This is a genomic window from Inquilinus ginsengisoli (assembly GCF_031453975.1).
Classification (GTDB): domain Bacteria; phylum Pseudomonadota; class Alphaproteobacteria; order DSM-16000; family Inquilinaceae; genus Inquilinus; species Inquilinus ginsengisoli_A.
On sequence record NZ_JAVDPW010000003.1, the window covers coordinates 35,101 to 53,369 of the forward strand.

16 protein-coding genes are annotated in these 18,269 nt (G+C 72.4%); 1 reads left to right on the forward strand and 15 read right to left on the reverse strand.

Features of this window, described 5'->3' with window-relative positions:
- Positions 1–168: 168 nt before the first annotated feature.
- From E9232_RS07885 to E9232_RS07950, 14 genes are all read right to left on the reverse strand, one after another.
- A complete protein-coding gene (locus tag E9232_RS07885; RefSeq protein WP_309793212.1) occupies positions 169–927 on the reverse strand; it encodes a DeoR/GlpR family DNA-binding transcription regulator in 759 nt (252 codons plus the stop codon).
- 110 nt (positions 928–1,037) lie between these two features.
- Entirely contained in the window at positions 1,038–2,459 is a 1,422-nt protein-coding gene (locus E9232_RS07890) for an FGGY family carbohydrate kinase (RefSeq protein WP_309793213.1), read from the reverse strand.
- 10 nt (positions 2,460–2,469) lie between these two features.
- Complete coding sequence (locus E9232_RS07895) at positions 2,470–3,684, reverse strand: NAD(P)/FAD-dependent oxidoreductase (RefSeq protein WP_309793214.1); 1,215 nt, start codon at positions 3,682–3,684, stop codon at positions 2,470–2,472.
- Positions 3,681–5,048: an NAD(P)/FAD-dependent oxidoreductase gene (locus E9232_RS07900; RefSeq protein ID WP_309793215.1), complete on the reverse strand. Its 1,368-nt coding sequence runs from the start codon at positions 5,046–5,048 to the stop codon at positions 3,681–3,683. Before E9232_RS07900 ends, E9232_RS07895 begins: the two co-directional genes overlap by 4 nt.
- Before the next feature lie 108 nt (positions 5,049–5,156).
- On the reverse strand, positions 5,157–6,131 hold the full coding sequence (locus E9232_RS07905) for an ABC transporter ATP-binding protein (RefSeq protein WP_309793216.1): 975 nt from the start codon (positions 6,129–6,131) through the stop codon (positions 5,157–5,159).
- Positions 6,128–7,120 carry an ABC transporter ATP-binding protein gene (locus E9232_RS07910; protein WP_309793217.1) on the reverse strand — a complete coding sequence of 331 codons (993 nt, stop codon included), beginning with the start codon at positions 7,118–7,120 and terminating at the stop codon, positions 6,128–6,130. Before E9232_RS07910 ends, E9232_RS07905 begins: the two co-directional genes overlap by 4 nt.
- Positions 7,110–8,687, reverse strand: coding sequence for a gamma-glutamyltransferase (locus tag E9232_RS07915; RefSeq protein ID WP_309793220.1), 1,578 nt, complete (start codon positions 8,685–8,687; stop codon positions 7,110–7,112). Before E9232_RS07915 ends, E9232_RS07910 begins: the two co-directional genes overlap by 11 nt.
- Positions 8,684–9,574 carry a polysaccharide deacetylase family protein gene (locus tag E9232_RS07920; protein WP_309793221.1) on the reverse strand — a complete coding sequence of 297 codons (891 nt, stop codon included), beginning with the start codon at positions 9,572–9,574 and terminating at the stop codon, positions 8,684–8,686. Before E9232_RS07920 ends, E9232_RS07915 begins: the two co-directional genes overlap by 4 nt.
- A gap of 9 nt (positions 9,575–9,583) precedes the next feature.
- Positions 9,584–10,369: an SDR family NAD(P)-dependent oxidoreductase gene (locus tag E9232_RS07925; protein ID WP_309793222.1), complete on the reverse strand. Its 786-nt coding sequence runs from the start codon at positions 10,367–10,369 to the stop codon at positions 9,584–9,586.
- A 22-nt stretch (positions 10,370–10,391) separates the two neighbouring features.
- Positions 10,392–11,249 carry an ABC transporter permease gene (locus E9232_RS07930; RefSeq protein ID WP_309793223.1) on the reverse strand — a complete coding sequence of 286 codons (858 nt, stop codon included), beginning with the start codon at positions 11,247–11,249 and terminating at the stop codon, positions 10,392–10,394.
- The gene (locus E9232_RS07935) at positions 11,246–12,175 is read right to left on the reverse strand and encodes an ABC transporter permease (protein WP_309793224.1); all 930 of its coding nucleotides are present in this window, start codon (positions 12,173–12,175) and stop codon (positions 11,246–11,248) included. The genes E9232_RS07930 and E9232_RS07935 overlap by 4 nt, the downstream gene beginning before the upstream one ends.
- Positions 12,176–12,209: 34 nt before the next feature.
- Positions 12,210–13,712, reverse strand: a complete 1,503-nt coding sequence (locus tag E9232_RS07940; protein WP_309793225.1) for an ABC transporter substrate-binding protein — start codon at positions 13,710–13,712, stop codon at positions 12,210–12,212.
- A gap of 2 nt (positions 13,713–13,714) precedes the next feature.
- Complete coding sequence (locus tag E9232_RS07945) at positions 13,715–15,229, reverse strand: ABC transporter substrate-binding protein (RefSeq protein ID WP_309793226.1); 1,515 nt, start codon at positions 15,227–15,229, stop codon at positions 13,715–13,717.
- Positions 15,226–16,014, reverse strand: a complete 789-nt coding sequence (locus tag E9232_RS07950) for a GntR family transcriptional regulator (protein WP_309793227.1) — start codon at positions 16,012–16,014, stop codon at positions 15,226–15,228. Before E9232_RS07950 ends, E9232_RS07945 begins: the two co-directional genes overlap by 4 nt.
- A gap of 292 nt (positions 16,015–16,306) precedes the next feature.
- Between E9232_RS07950 and E9232_RS07955 the strand changes: the two genes are divergently transcribed.
- Positions 16,307–17,413, forward strand: coding sequence for a DSD1 family PLP-dependent enzyme (locus tag E9232_RS07955; protein ID WP_309793228.1), 1,107 nt, complete (start codon positions 16,307–16,309; stop codon positions 17,411–17,413).
- Positions 17,414–17,434: 21 nt separating this feature from the next.
- Here the strand turns inward: E9232_RS07955 and E9232_RS07960 are convergent, their stop codons facing one another.
- Positions 17,435–18,256, reverse strand: coding sequence for a methyltransferase domain-containing protein (locus E9232_RS07960; protein WP_309793229.1), 822 nt, complete (start codon positions 18,254–18,256; stop codon positions 17,435–17,437).
- Positions 18,257–18,269: the final 13 nt, after the last annotated feature.

Here is an 18,269-nt window from a genome sequence, read left to right on the forward strand (position 1 = left end):
TCCTGGCGCCGGCCGGGCGGCGGCGCCGTGGCGCCAGGGGGCCGCCCGAGCCGGTCTGTTGTGGTTTTCGGTCCGGATTATGGCGGCCGGCGCGGCAGCGGTCGACGCCGGAAGCCGCACTCGCCGTCGTTCTTTGGTGCAAGGAAAGGCCGCGATCCCTCGGCTTCGCTAGGCGACCACGACCTCGACGCCGGCGGCGGCCAAAGCGGCGGCCAGGGCCTCGTCCGGCGCGACATCGACCACGATGCGGTCGATCTCGGCCATCCCGCACACCTGGAACAAAGCGGTGCGGTTCAGCTTCGACCCGTCGGCGATGACCGTGACGTGCTGGGCCTGCGCCACCATCGCCCGCGCGATCTCGGCCTCCTCGATCTGGAAGTCGTAGGCGCCGGCGGCGACCAGCCCGCCCACGGTCAGCACCGCATGGCTGGCGTTGAACGCGGCGATCTGGGCCACCGCCAGCGCGCCGACCGTCTCGCCGACCTCCTCGCGATAGGCGCCGCCGATCACGAAGACGCGGTTGTCGCCCGGCCCCTGGCCGATCGCCTGCGCCACCCCCAGGCCGTTGGTGATCACGGTCAGGCCGTTGCGCCGGGCCAGCGCCTCCGCGAACGCCAGCGTGGTGGTGCCGGCATCGACCAGCAGCGAATCCCCGGGGCTGAACAGCGCCGCCGCGGCCCGGCCGACCGCCCGCTTCTCCGCCCGCGCCTGGGTCAGCCGGGTGGCGAAGGGGCCTTCGCCGCCCGGCTCATGCAGCAGGGCGCCGCCATGGACCTTGCGGATCTCGCCGCGGCCCGCGAGGTCGTTGAGGTCGCGGCGGATGGTTTCGCGCGAGGCGGCGAACAGCTCGGCCAGCGCCTCGACGGTGATGCGCTCGCGGTCGCGCAGGACCTCGACGATCTTGTCTTGCCGCTGCTTCGGTTTCATCGCGTCGCAATCCGCCCCGGGATAGCCGAACAGTCACCCGATCAACCATCCGGTCAGAAATCCCCTTATAGACGGGATCGCGGGCGGCGCCAATTTGGCGGGGCCGGGGGTCAGGGGGCGCTCCGCCATCCCAGGCAGCGCTCCTGCGCCCGGGCGAAGGTGGCGCGCCAGGCCTCGGCGCGGTCGTCCTGGGGCGTGTGCAGCACGCCCGCGTCAGCCGGCCCCGGCAGGTCCATGCCCAGCGCGTGGGCGGCCAGCGCCGCGGCCCCGAAGGCGGTGCGCTCGGCGAAGCCGCGGACCCGGATCGCCATGCCGGAGCAATCGGCCAGGAACTGCGCGAAATAGGGGCTGCGCGACACCCCGCCATCGATCGAGATCTCGGCCGCCAGCGGGGCGTGGGCGGTGATCGCCGCCAGGATGTCGGCGGTCAGGAAGGCGATGCCCTCCAGCAGGGCCTGGCGGATGTCGATGCGGGTCATGTCGGGCTGCAGCCCCAGGATCAACGGGCTGGCGCTGCGGTCCCAATGCGGGCAGCCGAGGCCGGAGAAGGCGGGCACGAACACCAGGCCGCGCGCCACCGCCGGCGGCGACGCGAAACCGGTGAAGTCGGCCATGTCGTCCGCCAGCCCGGCCCGCACCGCCCATTCGATCGCCGAGCCGGCATCCTGCACGCCGCCGTCGATGGCGTAGACCGGCCCGTCGCCGAGATCCCAGGCCACGGTCGGCACCAGCCCGGCGGCCAGGGCGGTGAGCGGCGGGGTCGCGCCGGTCACCGCCAGGGCGAAGGCCCCGGTGCCGAAGGTGATCTTGGCCTCGCCGGGGTGGCGGCAGCCATGGCCGTACAGCGCGGCCTGCTGGTCGACGATCGCAGCGGCGACCGGGGTGCCGCCGATCTGCCCGAAGCCGGCGGTGTTCGCCCGGATCTCGGGCAGGCACTCGATCGGCACGCCGAACATCCGGCACAGCTCCGGGTCCCACGCCCCGGTCGCGATATTCATCAGCCCGGTGCGCGAGGCGGTGGCCCGGTCGGTGGCGAAGGCGCCGGCCAGCCGGTCGAGGAAATAGGCGTCGGTGGTGCCCAGCCGCAGCCGCCCGGCCTTCAGCGCCGCGGCCGCGGCGGGCACCGACCGGATGATCCAGGCCAGCTTGGCGGCGGAGAAATAGGGGTCGAGCGGCAGGCCGGACCGTGCCGCGACCTCGTCGGCCACGCCCTGCCGCGCCATCTCGGCCAGGGCCGGGCCGGTGCGGGTGTCCTGCCAGACGATGACCGGCGACAGCGCCTCGCCGCTGGCGGCGTCCCAGGCCAGGCAGCTCTCGCCCTGGTTGGCCAGCCCGATGGCGTCGACCGGGCCGGCGGCGGCCAGGGCCAGGCGGATGTTGGCCAGCAGCTCGGCGGCATCCTGCTCGACCCGCCCCGGCTGGGGGTAGGTGACGGCGTGGCGCAGGGTGTGGACCACCTCGGCCCGCCCCGCGGTGTCGGCGACGAGAACGCGGGTGGAGGTGGTGCCCTGGTCGATGGCGGCGATGCGCATGGTCTGGCGCTCAGACTGGGTGAACGAGGATACGGAGGCGCTTCGCCGGCGCGGGCAGGGCCTTCAGCGGCACCAGGATGCGCCGTTCCGGCCCGCTGGACAGCCGCCGCGACCACACAGGCCGCCCGTCGGCTTCGACCCGCAGCTCGCCCCGCACCGGGCGGTCGAGCCGCAGCTGGATCGCCTCGAAGGCGCGGCCGGCGGCGGCGATGCGCTGGGGCATCAGCAGGCGGATGCCGTCCCCGGCCTCGATCCGGATCCCCGCCGCGGCCGAGGCGGCATCGCCGGCGAGGTCGGCGGCGACCGAGCGCGCCACCGCCCGGCCCTCGGTCCAGCACCAGCCGGCGGTCTCGACCCCGCGCAGCAGGTTCCCCGCGGCATACACCCCGGCCAGGCTGGTCCGCCCCGCGGTGTCGACCGCCGGCCCGCCGGTGGCGGGGTCGATCTCGATCCCCGACATCCGGGCGACCCCGGCCTCCGGGGTGAAGCGCCCGGTGAACAGCACCCCGTCGCAGGCGATGCTGCGGGTCTCGCCGTCCTGCAGCCGCAGGGTCACGGCCTCGACGATGCGGCCGCCGCGGATGTCGGCGATCTCCGCCCCGTGATGCACCGGCACGCGCAGGGCGTAGGGCAGCCAGCGGAACGGCGCCCGCGCCAGCGACCGGGGGCCGGACTCGATGATCGCCGCGGGTCGGGCACCGGCGCCCAGGCAGGTCAGCACCGCCGACATCGACACCAGCTCGGTGCCGATAATGACCGGCCGCCGGAAGGGCACGGACCGGCGCAGGAACACCTGGTCCTGCAGCGTGCCGGTGTTGAGGATGCCCAGCGGCCGGTCGCCGGACACCAGCCGCGCGGCCCGCGTCGCCTCGCGGATCCCGGTCGCCAGGATCACGCGCCGGGGCGCCAGGGTCGCCGGGCCGTCCGGCGTCGCCACGGTCACCACCGGCCCGGCCGCGATCGCGACCACCGAATGGTGCAGCCGCAGCTCGACCCCGGCGGCCAGCGCCGCCTCGGCCAGCCGGTCGGCATAGCGGCGCCCGGACAGGATGCGGCCGAATTCGCGCATGCCGAACGGGGAATGCCCGCACTGCCGCGGGATGCCGCCGGCGACGCCCTGGCGCTCGACCACCACCACCCGGGCGATGCCGGCCTGGCGCAGGGCGACCGCCGCCGCCAGGCCGGCCGGGCCGGCGCCGACGACCAGGACGTCGATGCCGGTCACAGCGGGTGCCCCGGCAGCGGGTGGGGCAGGCGTCCGGCGGTGATCTCGGTCAGCCGCCCGAGGCAGTTGAAGCCCTGGCAGCGGCCCATGGCGCAGCGGGTGCGCCGCTTGAGGCCGCCGAAATCGCCCGGCGGCATCGGCCCGGCCAGCGCCGCCTCGATCTCCCGCTTCGTCACCATCTCGCAATGGCAGACGATCTCGTCATAGCCCGGCCGCTGCCAGTCGCGCGGCAAATGGTCGGCGAGGTTGGGCATGCGGGGGGCGGCGGGCGCGGCCGTCGCCGCGGGCCCGCTGGCGAACAGTGCCTCGACATGCTGGGCGATGCCGAGCGCCGCGGTCATGCCGGTGGAGCGGATGCCGCCGACCGTGATCCAACGCCGCGCCGTGTCCTGGTGGATGCGGTAGTGCTTCTCCTCGGTCGCCGGCCGCAGCCCGGCATAGGCGGCGGTGACCGGCATGCCGGCCAGCGCCGGCACGATCTCGGCGGCGCGGGCGACCAGGGCGCGCAGCTCGGGCTCGGTGACCGTGGCGCGGGTCCGGTCGGCCTGCTCCTCCGCGGTCGGGCCGACCAGGACGTTGCCGAAGATGGTGCGGCACAGCACGACGCCCTTCGAGCGCTCGGTCGGCACCGGCAGGATGATCGCGGTCAACAGCGCCGACGCCGCCTTGTCGAACACCGCGAACTGCCCCTTGCGCGGCCGGATCTCGAAGCTGGCGCGGCCCAGCAGGCGCTGGTCGACCACATCGCCGAACAGCCCGGCACAGTTGACCACGGCGGCCGCCTGGAACCGCCCTTGGGCGGTGTCGAGCGTCCAGCCCTCGCCGTCGAAGGCGCCGGCGGTGACCTCGGCGTCGAACACCATCCGGCCGCCCTGGGCCACGACCTGGGTCGCATAGGCCAGGAACGGCGACCATGGGTCGATGACATGCTCGCGCGGCACATGCAGGCCGGCCCGGGCGCGGGTCGAAAGCTGGGGTTCGAGGCGCCGGATCTCCGCGGCCGGCAGAATGCGGACGTCGTCGACGCCATTGGCACGGGCCTGCCGCTCCAGCGCCCCCAGCCGCGCCTCCTCCTCCTCGGACCAGGCCACCACGATGGCGCCGGTCTCGAGCAGCGGCAGGTTCATCTCCGCGCGCAGGGCGAGGTATTCAGCATGGCCGCGCTGGATGCATTCGAGCTCCAGGCTGCCCTCCGGCGCGTCGAAGCCGGTGTGGAGGATGGCGCTGTTCGCCTTGCTGGCGCCCGACAGGATGTCGGCGCCCTTCTCCAGGACCAGGACGCGCGCGCCCCGCAGCGCGAAGCGCCGTGCCACCGCGCATCCCACCACCCCGGCGCCGATGACGGCGACATCATACCGATCCATGGGCCCGCCTCGTGGACGCCGGGCCGCCTGGCCGGCGAGTCCGCTTACCGCAGGTGCAGGCTGCCCGTGTCAGACCATGCAGTCAATCACGATGACCGTATGGTCAATTCACCCCGCCCGCACGAAGCAGGCGGCCTCGGTGCCGCCTTCGGCCGGCCGCAGCACCGGGCGGGCGTCGGCGCAGCCTTCGACCCGGATCGGGCAGCGGCTGACGAAGGGGCAGCCGGCCGGCGTCGCCAGCGGGCTGGGCAGGTCGCCGGACAGGATGATCTTGCGGCGCAGCCGCTGCGCCTTGGGGTCGGGCAGCGGGATCGCCGACAGCAGGGCCTCCGTGTAGGGGTGGCGCGGCGCCGCGAACACGGCGTCGGTGTCGCCCTGCTCGACGATGGTGCCGAGATACATCACCGCCACCCGGTCGGCGATGTGACGCACCACCGACAGGTCGTGACTGATGAAGAGGTAGGCGAGGCCCAACTGGTCCTGCAGCCGCACCAGCAGGTTCAGGATCTGCGATCGGATCGAGACGTCCAGCGCCGACACGGGCTCGTCGCAGATCAGCAGCTTCGGCGACAGCGCCAGGGCCCGGGCGATCACCACCCGCTGGCGCTGCCCGCCCGAGAGCTCGTTGGGATAGCGCCCGGCATGGGAGGCGGGCAGGCCGACGAGGTCGAGCAGCTCGGCCACCCGCCGGCGCTGTTCGGCGCCCGGCGTGCCGCGGATGGCCAGGGGCTCGGCGATACTGAGGCCGATCTTCATCTTCGGGTTCAGCGCGGCGCTGGGGTCCTGGAACACGATCTGCGCGGCGCCGGCGACCGCCCGGCGCTCGGCCGGCCCGGCGCGGCTGATGTCCCGCCCCTCGAAGGTCACGGTCCCCCGCGTCGCACGCTCCAGCCCCAGGATGGCGTAGGCGGTGGTCGACTTGCCGCAGCCGCTTTCGCCGACCAGGGCGAGGGTCTCGCCGGCGGCGAGGTCGAGCGCGACGCCGTCCACCGCCTTGACCACGGTGCCCTTGGCCACACCGCGGCCGCGCACCGGGAAATGCACCGCGAGGTCGCGGACGGAGAGGAGAGGGGCGTCGGTCATGCCAGCCCCGCCACGCGGTCGCTGTGCCAGCAGGCGGTGCGGTGGCCGGCGTCGCCCACCACCGACCGCAGCGGCGGGGCCTCGGCGCAGCGGTCGTCGGCCAGCGGGCAGCGGGTGCGGAAGCGGCAGCCTTCCGGCCAACTCGCCGCGTCCGGCACCGCGCCGGCGATGGTTTTCAGCTCGGCCCGGCGCGGCCCGTCCAGCCGCGGCACGGTGGCCAGCAGCAACCGGGTGTAGGGGTGGGCGGGGGCGTCGAAGATCGCGTCGACCGGACCGCTCTCGACCACGGTGCCGCCATACATCACCGCCACCCGGTCGGCCATCTCGGCCACCACGCCCATGTCGTGGGTGATCAGCAGGACGGCGCTGCCGGCCTCGGCCCGCAGGGTCTTCAGCAGGTCCAGGATCTGGGCCTGGATGGTGACGTCCAGGGCGGTGGTCGGCTCGTCGGCGATCAGGATCTCCGGCCGGCAGATCAGGGCGGAGGCGATCATCGCCCGCTGGCACATGCCGCCCGACAGCTCGAACGGGAACTGCCCGGCCCGGCGCTCCGGATCGGCGATTCCGACCCGGGCAAGCATGGCGACGGCCTCGGCCCGGGCTGAGGCGGCGGTCGCGCCGCGATGCAGCCGCAGGCTTTCCGCCACCTGGTCGCCGATCCGGACCAGGGGGTTGAGCGAGGCCACCGGCTCCTGGAAGATCACCGAGACGCGGTTGCCGCGCAGGTCGCGCAGCGACGCCTCGTCCAGCGCCAGAAGATCGGTGCCGTCGAATGCGATGCTGCCGGACGCGACGTGCGCCGCGGCGGGCAGCAGGCGCAGGATCGACAGCGCCGTCAGGCTCTTGCCGCAGCCGCTTTCGCCGACCAGCGCCAGCACCTCGCCGCGCCGGATCGACAGCGTGACGCCATCGACCACCGACCGGCCGCCGATGGCGACCCGGAGGTTATCGATGGCCAGCAGCGGCGGGGCTTCGGCGTCAGCCGGCATAAGCGGGGTCCCCGACCGCGACGGCCGACCACGGGCTGGTCGGATGCGCCATGCCGATATGCTCGCCGCTTGCGGGGTCGCGCCGCACCGCCGACGGGATCGCGAAATTCACGGGGTACAGCGTGTCCTCGACGATGGTGACCGGGAAGTCGCGGGCGACCGCGGCGGCGACGTCGGGTGCTGCCGCCGCATTCACCTTGATCGTCGGGGTGCTGGCGTCCAGCCGCGGCGCGTGGAAGGCCTGCTCCAGGGTCATGCCGCAATCGACGAGGTAGGAGACCAGCTGCAGCAGCGCCGGGAAGATCGACCGGCCGCCGGCGGCGCCGATCGCCAGCAACGGCCGGCCGTCGCGGCCCAGGATCAGCGGGCACATATTGGCCAACGGCCGGGCCGCCGGCGCCATCGAGTTCGGCTGGCCGGGCCGCGGATCGAACCACATCATGCCGTTGTTCATCAGGAAGCCGGCGCGCGGCAGCACCACCTTGGACCCGAAGCGGGACAGGATGGTGTTGGTCAGCGACACCATGGTGCCTTGGGCGTCGACCACGCTGACATGGCTGGTGCAGCCGGGATCGGCACCGAGGCCGGTATGGCCCTCTTGGGCCAACCCGGCATGGCCCATCCCAGTCAGCCGCCGGCGGTAGGCCTCGCGGGCGGCGCGGGCGTAGGCCAGCGCGCCCCGCGCATCCGGCCCGTCGCCCCAGGCGGTCCGCGGCGACAGCAGCTCCAGCGCCTCCAGCAGGCTGGGGCCGCCGCTCAGCCCCGGCATCGCCGCCACCTCCCAGTCGCGATAGCGGCCGCGCAGCGGTTCGCACCAGCGCGGCTGGTAGCCGGCCAGGTCCGCCGCGGTGATGCGGGATCCCGCCTCGGCCAGGTCGGCGGCGATCAGCCGGGCGGTCTCGCCCTCGTAGAAGTCGCGCGCCCCGGCCTCGGCCAGCCGCCGCAGCAGCCGGGCCTTGGCCGGCATCGGCCGGTGCCCGCCCTCCGCCGCCTTCGGCGCCTGGCCGCGGTCGAGCAGCAGGGCGCTGCTCGCCTCGAACCGGGCCAGGGTGTGGGCCTCGATCGAGATGCAGAAGGCGGCGTACCAGTCGACCTCCAGCCCGCGCTCGGCATGGGCGATGGCGGGCGCCAGCGCCTCGGCCCAGCCGATGCTGCCGAACCGCTCCAGCGCCGCCGCCAGGCCGGCGACCGCGCCGGGCACGCAGATCGACGACGGGCCGATCAGGTTGCGGTCCTCGACCACCGACGGCCAGTCGAACCAATTGCCGGTGTCGGCGCCGGCCAGGGGATAGTCGGCCGGGTCCAGCGCCGCCGGCGCCCGGACGTTGAAGTCCAGCGCCGACACCGCGCCGGTCGCGCCGTCGGCATGCAGCAGGAAGCCGCCGCCGCCGATGCCGGACAGCCAGGGCTCGACCACGCTCAGCACCAGCGCCGTCACCACCGCCGCGTCCATGGCGTTGCCGCCGCGGGCCAGCATGGCAGCGCCGGCCTCGGCGGCGTAGCGGTGCTGGGCCGCGACCAGGCCGTGCCGGCTGCGGATCTCGGTCTTGCCGGACCCCACGGTCACTTGGGCCGTCCGAACCGGCGCGGCTCCACCGGCCCGGGAATGTCAGACGCGGCCTGGAACCGCCCGGCATTGGTCGAGCGGACATGGTGCGCCGCGACCTGCCTGACCGTCGCGACCCACACGGTCGGTTCGGCGGTGATCCGCTCCAGCAGCCGCTCCAGCAGCCGCAGCCGCTGGGCACGGCCGGAGATCCAGTCATGGACGGTCAGCATGAACAGCCCGCCCAGCCGGTGCAGCCCGTCCCATTCGTCCAGCCAGCCCTCCAGGATTGGCCCCGGCGCGGCGGGGGGCCACTGGTCGGTGCCGCCGCCGGTGAACTTGAAGAACACCGCGTCGTCGATCGCCCATTGCACCGGCACCTCGACCACTCCGTCGATCTCATAGGGATGGTCGGCACCCATCAGCGAGCTGTCGTAGAAGCCGTGGCGGCGGATCTCCGCCAGCATGTGCGGCGTCATCTCCCAGGCCGGTGAGCGGAAGCCCTTGGGCACCGCCCCGGTCTGGCGCCGGAACACCTCGATCGAGGCCTCAAGCGCGCCGGTGAATTCGGCGTCGCTGCTCTGGGCCACGATCTCGTGGAAATAGCCGTGCAGGCCGATCTCGTGGCCCTGCTCCAGGAAGGCGGGCAGCAGCTCGGGGTTGGCCTCGGCCACCGCGCCGGGCACGAAGAAGCTGCCCTTGACCCCGAAGCGGTCGAGCAGGTCGAGCAGCCGCCAGATTCCCAGCCGCGGGCCGAAGCGGCGCTGTTCCAGCTGGCCGAGCGACCGCGTCGCCTCCGGTGCCCGCTGCGACCACAGATAGGGGGAATCGGCGTCGACATCGACGGTGAAGCAGAAGGCGCTGTCGCGGCCTTCCGGCCAGTGGTAGCGCGGCCAGGGCTGGACCATGGGAACCTCCTAGAGCGGTGTCTTCTTGGCCTGGTAGACGGCGGACGACCCGATCGAGTTGCCGCCATCCACCGTCAGGGTCGACCCGGTCATGTAGGCCGCGGCCTCGCTGGCCAGGAACAGCACGGCGTTGCCGACATCCGCCGCTGAGGACGGCCGGCCCAGCGGGATCGACCCGGTGGTCGCCGCCACATGTTCCTCGGTCAGCAGGCTGACCCGGCTGCCGGCGATGAAGCCGGGCTCGATCGCGTTGACCCGGATGCCGAACTCCGCCAGTTCCAGCGCGAAGCCCTTGGTCAGCCGGTCCAGCGCGGTCTTCGACACGCAGTAGGGCACCACGGTCTTGCGCATCTTGCGCGACGCGCCGGAGGAGATGTTGATGACGCTGCCAGGGACCTTGGCGGCGATCATCTGCTTCGCCAGCACGCGGGTCAGCAGGAAGGGCGCGCGGACATTGACGTCGAAGATCCGGTCCCATTCCTCGACACCGATGTCGAGCAGGAAGCCGCTGGGATAGACCCCGGCGTTGTTGACCAGGATGTCGGCGGTGCCCCAGCGGACAGCGATCTCGGCGGCCAGCCCGTCGATCGCGGCCTCGTCGCGCAAATCCGCGGCGTAGCAGAAGCGGTCGCCGGTCAGGTTCATGGCGAGGCGGTCGAGATCGGCCTCCGAGGTGTCGGTCAGGCACAGGCTGGCGCCGGCCTCGGCGAAGGCCGCGGCGATCCAGCTGCCGACCACGCCGCAGGCGCCGGTCACCACCACGCGCTTGCCGTTCAGATCGTTCGGGATGTTCATGTCCACCTCTCGGCTTGGGGGCTCATCGGCTTTGGGGATCCAGCCGGTCGCGCAGCGCGTCGCCGATCAGGTTGGCGGCGAGCACCAGCAGGAACAGGCACAGCCCGGGGAAGGTCGCGATCCACCAGGCGGTGGCGACGTAGTTGCGGCCGGTCGAGAGCATAGCACCCCAGCTCGGCGTCGGCGGCTGCACCCCGAGGCCGAGGAAGGACAGCCCTGCCTCGAACAGCACCATCAGGCCGAACTCCAGGGTCGCGACCACCAGCACGGCGCCCAGGATGTTGGGCAGGATGTGGCGGAACAGGACACGCAGCGGCCCGGCGCCCATGAAGGCGGACAGCCGGACATAGGGGCGCCCGGCCACGGTCAGGGTCTGGGCATAGGCGACGCGGGCGTAGCGCGGCCAGCGCGTCAGGGCCAGCACCAGGATGACGTTCAGCAGGCCGGGCCCGACCACGGCGACGGTGATGATCGCCAGCAGGATCGCCGGCACCGACAGGAACACGTCGACCACGCGCATCACCGCGATCTCGGTGACCCCGCGCAGATATCCGGCCAGCATGCCCAGCACGGTGCCGACGATGCCGGACAGCACGACGGAGATCACCGCGACCAGCAGCGAGATCCGGGCGCCCCACACCAGCCGGCTCAGCAGGTCGCGGCCGAGCTCGTCGCTGCCCAGGAGGTAGTGCACGTTGCGGGCGACGGTGCCGGGCGGCTTCAGCCGGCCCAGCAGGTTCTGCGCGTTGGGATCATAGGGCGCCACCAGCGGCGCCAGCACCGCGGCCAGGGCGAACAGTGCCAGGATGGCGACGAACGGGGCGGCACGGCGCAGCGGGCTGCGGGCCGCGACGGGAGCGGGGGCGGCTGCCACGCTCATCGCGCCGCGCCCCCCAGCCGGATGCGGGGATCGACCGCGCTGTACAGCAGGTCGGTCAGCAGGTTCAGCGCGATGGTGACGAAGGACCCCAGCAGCACCACCCCCTGTACGATCGGGAAGTCGCGGGCCAGGATCGACTGCACGGTCAGCTGGCCCAGGCCCGGCCAGGCGAACACCGTCTCGACGATCACCGCGCCGGCCAGCAGGTTCGAGATCTCCAGCCCGGCGACGGTGATCACCGGGATCGAGGCGTTACGGGCGAGGTGGCGCAGCAGCAGGCGCCCGGTGCCGGCGCCGCGGGCGCGGGCGGTGCGGACATAGTCCTTCGACAGCTCCTCCAGCAGCGCCGTGCGGGTCACCCGGGCGAAGGTCGCCATGCTGAGCAGCCCGAGCGCCACCGACGGCATCACCAGATGGTCGATCCCGCCGGTGGAGGACGGCGGCAGCCAGCCCAGCGTGACCGCGAAGACCAGGATCATCAGGATGCCGCTCCAGAAGGTCGGCATGCTCTGCGCCGCCAGCACCAGCCCGGCCAGCAGGCGGGCGGCCCAGCGGTCGCGCCACAGCGCCAGCGCCACCCCGATGGGAACCCCGATGCCGCAGGCGACCAGCAGCGCCCCCGCCGCCAGCGCCAGGGTGTAGGGCAGCCGCGAGGCGATGATGACGGTGACCGGCACGTTCTGCACCACCGACCGGCCCAGGTCGAACCGCGCGATCTCGGCCAGGAAGGACAGGTACTGCACCCCGAGCGGCCGGTCGAAGCCGAGGGCATGGCGCAGCGCCTCGATGTCCGCCTGGGTCGCCGTGTCCGGCACCAGCAGGAAGGTCGGATCCCCGGTCAGCCGCTGCAGGAAGAAGATCAGCGTCGCCACGCCGAAGATCGTCAGCAGCGCCTGGCCCAGGCGGCGGAGCAGGAAGGCGGTCATGTCGGGTGCCCGTGCTCCCTCATTTGGGCCTCCCTCATTCCGTCCAGGCCATGCGGTTCAGGAACAGGCTCTCATTCGGCGTCGGGGTCCATTGCAGCGGCTTGGCCGCGCCGTAGATCGCGACGGTCTGGAACAGCGGCACCACCGGAATCTCGGTCGCGATGAAGGTGCTGATCTTGCGGTAGTCGATCAGCCGGCGGTCGGTGTCCAGGGTCGACCGGGCGTCGTCCAGCCAGCTGTCCAGGTCCTTGTTCTCGACGATGGTCCAGGGGTTGCCGGAATGGAACAGTTGGTACAGCGCGCCGTCCGCGTCCTGGCAGGCGCAGGAGGAGCGGCTGACGGCCAGGGCCGGCCCCCCTTGCGCGCCCTGCTGGATCAGCTTGAGGAAGGTCGGGGTGTCGACCAGCTTGATGCTGGCGTCGAATCCGGCATCGGCCAGCTCCTGCTGGATGGCCTGGACCACGCGCTGGTCGAAGAAGGTGCCGGTGGCGATCTGGACCTTGGGCGACCCGCCGGCCTCCGCGACCAGGGCCTTGGCCCGGTCGGGGTCGTAGGGCAGGCCGGGGATGTTGCCGAACCAGCCGAAATGGGCCGGGGTCACCATCTGCCCGATCGGCTTGTCGAGGCCGCCGAGGATGCCCTGGGTGATGCCGTCCTTGTCGATGGCATAGGCCACGGCCTGGCGCAGCCGGGGGTCGTCGAAGGGCGGCTTGGTCGGGTTCAGGCGCAGATACGCTAACCGCTCGGTCAGGGAATACAGCCGCTTGCCCCGGCCCGAGGCCTCGAGCTGGCCGGCCAGGTCGGAATCCAGCGACACCACCAGGTCGGCGGTGCCGGCCTGGACATCGGCCAGCCGGGTGGCGGCATCGGGCACGGCGCGGAACACCGCGGTCGGGAACGGGCCCTTCTGGCCCCAATAGGCGTCGTTGCGGGCCAGGGTCACGGCCACGCCGCGCTGCCACTCCACGAACTTGTAGGGCCCGCTGCCGACCGGATGCAGGTTGAAGGCGTCGTTGCCCGCCGCCTTGACCGCATGCTCCGGCACGATCGACAGCTTCACCAGCTGGGCCAGCAGGGCGGGGTAGGGGCCGGCCAGGGTCAGCACCACGCTGTGCGGCCCGGTCGCCTCGGCCTTGACGATCTTGTCGAACTGACCCTGCTGCGGGCTGGCGAAGGCCGGGTCGATGATCCGGCCGACGCTGAAGGCGACGTCCCCAGGCGTCAGCTTGCTGCCGTCATGGAAGGTGACGTCGTCGCGGATCTGGAACTCGACCTGGGTGTCGGACAGGGTTTTCCAGGACGTGGCGATCTGCGGCACGATCGCCCCCTGGTCGTCGCGGGTGACCAGGTTGTCGAAGATGTTGCGATAGACGTAGTAGCTGTCCGGGTTCCACTGCAGCTGCGGATCCAGCGTCGAGGGTTCGTTGACCAGGTCGACCACGAAGCGGTCCTTGGCCTCCGCCGCCCCAGCCGAGGCCAGCGCGGCGGCCAGGGCGAAGGCGGCGCCCAGCAGGCGGGCCTTGAACAGGCGCGTCATCGTCATTCCGCCCAGGACATGCGGTTCAGGAACAGACTCTCATTCGGCGTCGGCTGCCAGTTCAGCGGCTTAGCGGCGCCGTAGATGATGGCGGACTGGTACAGCGGCAGCACCGGGACCTCGGTCGCGACGATCTTGTTGACCTGGCCGTAGCGGTCGAGGCGGGTGGCGTCGTCCAGGGTCGAACGCGCCTCGACCAGCAGCTTGTCGACCTCGGCGTTGCGGAAGCTCGACCAGCCGCTGCTGCTGTGCAGCAGGGGGAACAGCACGCCGTCCGCATCCTGGCAGGCGCAGGACCAGCGGCCGAAGCTCAGGTTCGGGCCTTCCTCCGAATTGCCCTGCGACCGCTTGAGATAGGTCGCCATGTCGCTCATCGTGATCTTCACGTCGAAGCCGACATCGACCAGCTGCTGCTGCAGCGCCTGGACGATACGCTGGTCGAACACCGGCGCCGTCGCCAGCTCGACCTCGGCCTTCGCCGCCGGCCCGGCCTCGGCGACCAGCGCCTTGGCCTTCTCCGGGTCGTAGCCGTAGCCGTCGACGCCGTTGGTCCAGCCGAAATGGGCGGGGGTCAGCAACTCGGCCACCGGCTTGTCGTAGCCGCCGAGGATGCCCTCGGTCAGCCCCTGCTTGTCGATGGCATAGGCCACCGCCTGGCGCAGCTTCGGGTTGTCGAAGGGCGGCTTCAGCGTGTTCAGCCGGAAATAGGCGACGCGCTCGGTCAGGACCACCAGCGGCTTGGCCTTGTCCGACCCCGTCAGCTGCGCCGCGAGGTCGCTGTCGAGGGTGACGGCCAGGTCGGCGGTGCCGGCCTGCAGGTCGGCCAGGCGGGTGGCGGCGTCGGGCACGGCGCGGAACACCGCGGTCGGGAACGGGCCCTTCTTGCCCCAATAGGCGTCGTTGCGCGCCAGGGTCACGGCCACGCCGCGCTGCCAGCCCTCGACCTTGTACGGGCCACTGCCGACCGGGGCCAGGTTGAACGCCTCGTTGCCGACCGCCTCGACCACATGCTTCGGCACGATCGACAGCTTCACCAGCTGGGCCAGCAGGGCCGGGTAGGGGCCGTCGGTCTTCAGCCGGACCGTGGTCGGGCCGGTGGCCTCGGCGCCGGTGATCTTGTTGAACTGGCCGAGCTGCGGGCTGGCCAACTTCGGGTCGGTGATGCGGCGGACGCTGTAGGCGACGTCCTCGGCGGTCAGCTTCTGCCCGTCATGGAAGGTGATGTCGTCGCGGATCTGGAACTCGATCTCGGTGTCCGAGACGTATTTCCACGACGTCGCCACCTCGGGCGCGATCTTGCCCGCGTCATCGCGGGTGACCAGGTTGTCGAAGACGTTGCGGTAGACGTAGTAGCTGTCCGGGTTCCACTGCAGCTGTGGGTCCAGCGACGACGGCTCGTTGACCAGGTCGACGACGAAGCGGTCCTTCGCCGCCCAGGCCGGCGCCGCCGCCAGCATCATGGCGCCGAGCGCGATCCCGACGGTCGCGCCGAGCCATCCGTTTCCCATCCGCGTCATGTCCTGTCCCCCTGTTGTGGTGGCCGCTGCGGATGGGCCTGCGGCGCCATCGCATCCGGTCCGGTTTGTCGTGTCCGTTCGCCATCCCTGGTCCCGGCCCAGTCCAGGGCCGAGGGCAGGGTCAGCAGGCCATCGGTCGCGAAGTCCTGGAAGGCGGTGATCGCGGCGTCGATCGCGCGCCTCGCCGCCTCGGCGTCGCCGGCGGCGAGGGCGGCGACCAGCGCCTCCCGCCCGATCGGCCGGTGGTGGCGCCCGGCAAGGTCGAAGAAGGCCACGATCCGGTCCGCCTGGTTCCAGGCCTCCGCCAGCCAGCGGCCGACCAGCCCGCCGGCCCGGGCGGCGAGATGGTCCAGGATCTGCCGGTCGGTGCTGCGGGCGGTGACCGCGGCCTGGCGGTCCTCGCGGCCCTGCAGCGCGGCGGCAATGCGCGTCAACGCGGTCAGCCGGGCGGCTTCGTCCGCCGACAGCCGCAGGGCGGCCAGGCCGGGTTCGATCGCCCGGCGGGCCTGGATGACGTCGCCGATCAGGGCGCCGGTCACCGGCGCCACCCGCCAGCCGCGGCGCGGCTCAGCGGTGACCAGCCCTTCGCCGGCCAGGGTGGTCAGGGCGGCGCGGATGGCGGCCCGGCCCAGGCCGAACCGGCCGGCGATCTCCGGCTCCGAACACTGGTCGCCCGGCCGCAGCTCGCAGTCGATCAGGGCGCGGCGCAGCCGCTTCACGGCGAAGGCGGCCTTCGGCTCCGCTCCCGGCGGGGTCAGGGCGAAGGGCGAGGAATAGTCGTACATAAATCGGATCGTGTCATTGTACGTGACATCTCACAAGCGGAAATCTGATATTTCACTCAATGAAAATGGATTAAAAGTGGGCCGGCCTCAGTGGATCCAACCGTCAGCGACCAAGTTCCCTCTTCCGTCATTGCCGGGCTTGACCCGGCAATCCAGAGGATGTCGACAGTCTCTGGATGCCCGGATCAAGTCCGGGCATGAAAGGGTGGGAATGCGCAGGACCCGTGGCTCACCCTCGGGGAACGCGGCCTGTCGACGTTGTGATCAAATCATCCGTCAGGAGTCCAAGCCGATGCTGCAGCCGCCGCCCGCCGAGCCGGGCATGCGCGAGGATGAGGTCGACACGCCGGCCTTGATCCTCGACCTCGATGTCTTCGAGGCCAATCTCGACCACATGGCCGGGCTGGCGGCAGCGGCGGGCGTGCGCCTGCGGCCGCATGCCAAGACGCACAAATCGCCGGTCATCGCCCATCTGCAGCTGGCCCGCGGCGCGGTCGGCCAATGCGTCCAGAAGGTCGCCGAGGCCGAGATCCTGGCCTGGGGCGGCGTTCCCGACATCCTGGTCAGCAACGAGGTGGTCAGCCCGCGCAAGCTGGCGCGCCTGGCCGCGCTGTCGCGGCTGGCGCAGGTCGCCGTCTGCGCCGACCATCCCGACGGCGTGGCGGCGATCGAGGCGGCGGCGGAGGCCGCGGGGATCAGGCTGACCGTGCTGGTCGAGATCGATGTCGGCACCGGCCGCTGCGGTGTGGCGCCGGGGCCGGAGGCGGTGGCGCTGGCCGAGCGCATCGCCGCCAGCCGGCACCTGATCTTCGGCGGGCTGCAGGCTTATCACGGCCGGGCCCAGCACCAGCGTTCGGCCGGTGAGCGGGCCGCCAGCATCGCCGCCGCCGGTGAGGCGGCGGGGCGGGTGGTGCAGGCGCTGCGCGGGCGCGGGCTCGACTGCCCGATCGTCAGCGGCGCCGGCACCGGCACCTTCGCGCTCGAAGCGGCGAGCGGCGTGTTCAACGAGCTGCAGGCCGGCTCCTACATCTTCATGGACGCGGATTACGGCCGGAACGATCCGGCCCCGCCGTTCCGCCAGGCCCTGTTCGTGCTGGCGACGGTGATGAGCGCCCGCAGCGGGGCCGCCGTCGTCGATGCCGGGCACAAGGCCGTTGCGGTCGACAGCGGCATGCCCCTGGTCTGGGGCCGGGGCGACGTCCGCTACGAGGGCGCCTCCGACGAACATGGCCGGCTGGCGGTCGGGCCGGAGGCCGGGGCGCTCAAGCTCGGCGAGCGGATCCGGCTGGTGCCGGGCCATTGCGACCCGACCGTCGACCGCTACGACTGGTATGTCGGAATCCGGGCCGGCCGGGTCGAATGCCTGTGGCCGGTCGCGGCGCGGGGCGCCATGGCCTGATCGGCTACCGGGAGATCCGGCTCAGGGCACGCGGCCCGCGACGATCACGCCGATCATGCTGGCGAAGAAGCCGCCCGCTGCGGAGCGGGCCTGGGTCTGGTCCCACCACACCCGGGCCGCTTCCTCGGAGACCCAGCCTTCGGCGACCGCGCCCTCGAGGCTCGCCGAAAGGCCCAGGATGCTGTCGGCCAGGGCGAGGTCGCGGACACTATGGGCAATCGGCTCGACCGAGATGTCCTGGCAGCCCGCGGTCACGAACAGGTGCGGCAGCTCGCGGCCGATGCCGCCATGGGCGGTGCGGATATCGACCTTGTGGCGCCGCAGGGCGCGCTGGACCTCATTGTCGCCGCCCGTCGCCAGCACCATGGTTTCCCAATCCGGCTCGAACGCGCAGACGCGGCCGCCGGGCCGCACCACGCGGATGAGTTCGCGCACGACCAGCGCGGGATCGGGCACGTGCTGCAGCATCCGCTCGACCCGCGCGGCATCGAATTCGCCATCGCGGTAGGGCAGGGCCTGCGCGTCGGCAACCTCGAAGCGGATCGGCAGGCCCAGCGACCGGGTCCGGGCCTGCGCCTGCAGGATCATCTCGCCGCTCAGGTCGGTCGCGACCACGCGGCCGGCGGACCCGACCAGCGCCGCCAGGCGCTCGGCTTCGAGGCCATTGCCGCAGCCGACCTCCAGCACCGACCCCCCTGGCTCCAGGCCCAGCCGGCTGGTGGCCCGCGCCCGGATCTCGTCGATCAGATTCGCGACCAGGTCCAGATAGCGCCCGGCGGTTGCCGGATCGCTGTCGACATTGCGCCAGTCCAGGCGGCTTTCGTCCGGCTCGTACCCGTCCATATCGGCTCCTGCA

Coding starts and splice junctions, on each gene's coding strand:
- E9232_RS07885 (WP_309793212.1), bottom strand. CDS start 927: ATGAAACCGAAGCAGCGGCAAGACAAGATCGTCGAGGTCCTGCGCGAC.
- E9232_RS07890 (WP_309793213.1), bottom strand. CDS start 2,459: ATGCGCATCGCCGCCATCGACCAGGGCACCACCTCCACCCGCGTTCTC.
- E9232_RS07900 (WP_309793215.1), bottom strand. CDS start 5,048: ATGGATCGGTATGATGTCGCCGTCATCGGCGCCGGGGTGGTGGGATGC.
- E9232_RS07905 (WP_309793216.1), bottom strand. CDS start 6,131: ATGACCGACGCCCCTCTCCTCTCCGTCCGCGACCTCGCGGTGCATTTC.
- E9232_RS07910 (WP_309793217.1), bottom strand. CDS start 7,120: ATGCCGGCTGACGCCGAAGCCCCGCCGCTGCTGGCCATCGATAACCTC.
- E9232_RS07920 (WP_309793221.1), bottom strand. CDS start 9,574: ATGGTCCAGCCCTGGCCGCGCTACCACTGGCCGGAAGGCCGCGACAGC.
- E9232_RS07925 (WP_309793222.1), bottom strand. CDS start 10,369: ATGAACATCCCGAACGATCTGAACGGCAAGCGCGTGGTGGTGACCGGC.
- E9232_RS07930 (WP_309793223.1), bottom strand. CDS start 11,249: ATGAGCGTGGCAGCCGCCCCCGCTCCCGTCGCGGCCCGCAGCCCGCTG.
- E9232_RS07935 (WP_309793224.1), bottom strand. CDS start 12,175: ATGACCGCCTTCCTGCTCCGCCGCCTGGGCCAGGCGCTGCTGACGATC.
- E9232_RS07940 (WP_309793225.1), bottom strand. CDS start 13,712: ATGACGCGCCTGTTCAAGGCCCGCCTGCTGGGCGCCGCCTTCGCCCTG.
- E9232_RS07945 (WP_309793226.1), bottom strand. CDS start 15,229: ATGACGCGGATGGGAAACGGATGGCTCGGCGCGACCGTCGGGATCGCG.
- E9232_RS07950 (WP_309793227.1), bottom strand. CDS start 16,014: ATGTACGACTATTCCTCGCCCTTCGCCCTGACCCCGCCGGGAGCGGAG.
- E9232_RS07955 (WP_309793228.1), top strand. CDS start 16,307: ATGCTGCAGCCGCCGCCCGCCGAGCCGGGCATGCGCGAGGATGAGGTC.
- E9232_RS07960 (WP_309793229.1), bottom strand. CDS start 18,256: ATGGACGGGTACGAGCCGGACGAAAGCCGCCTGGACTGGCGCAATGTC.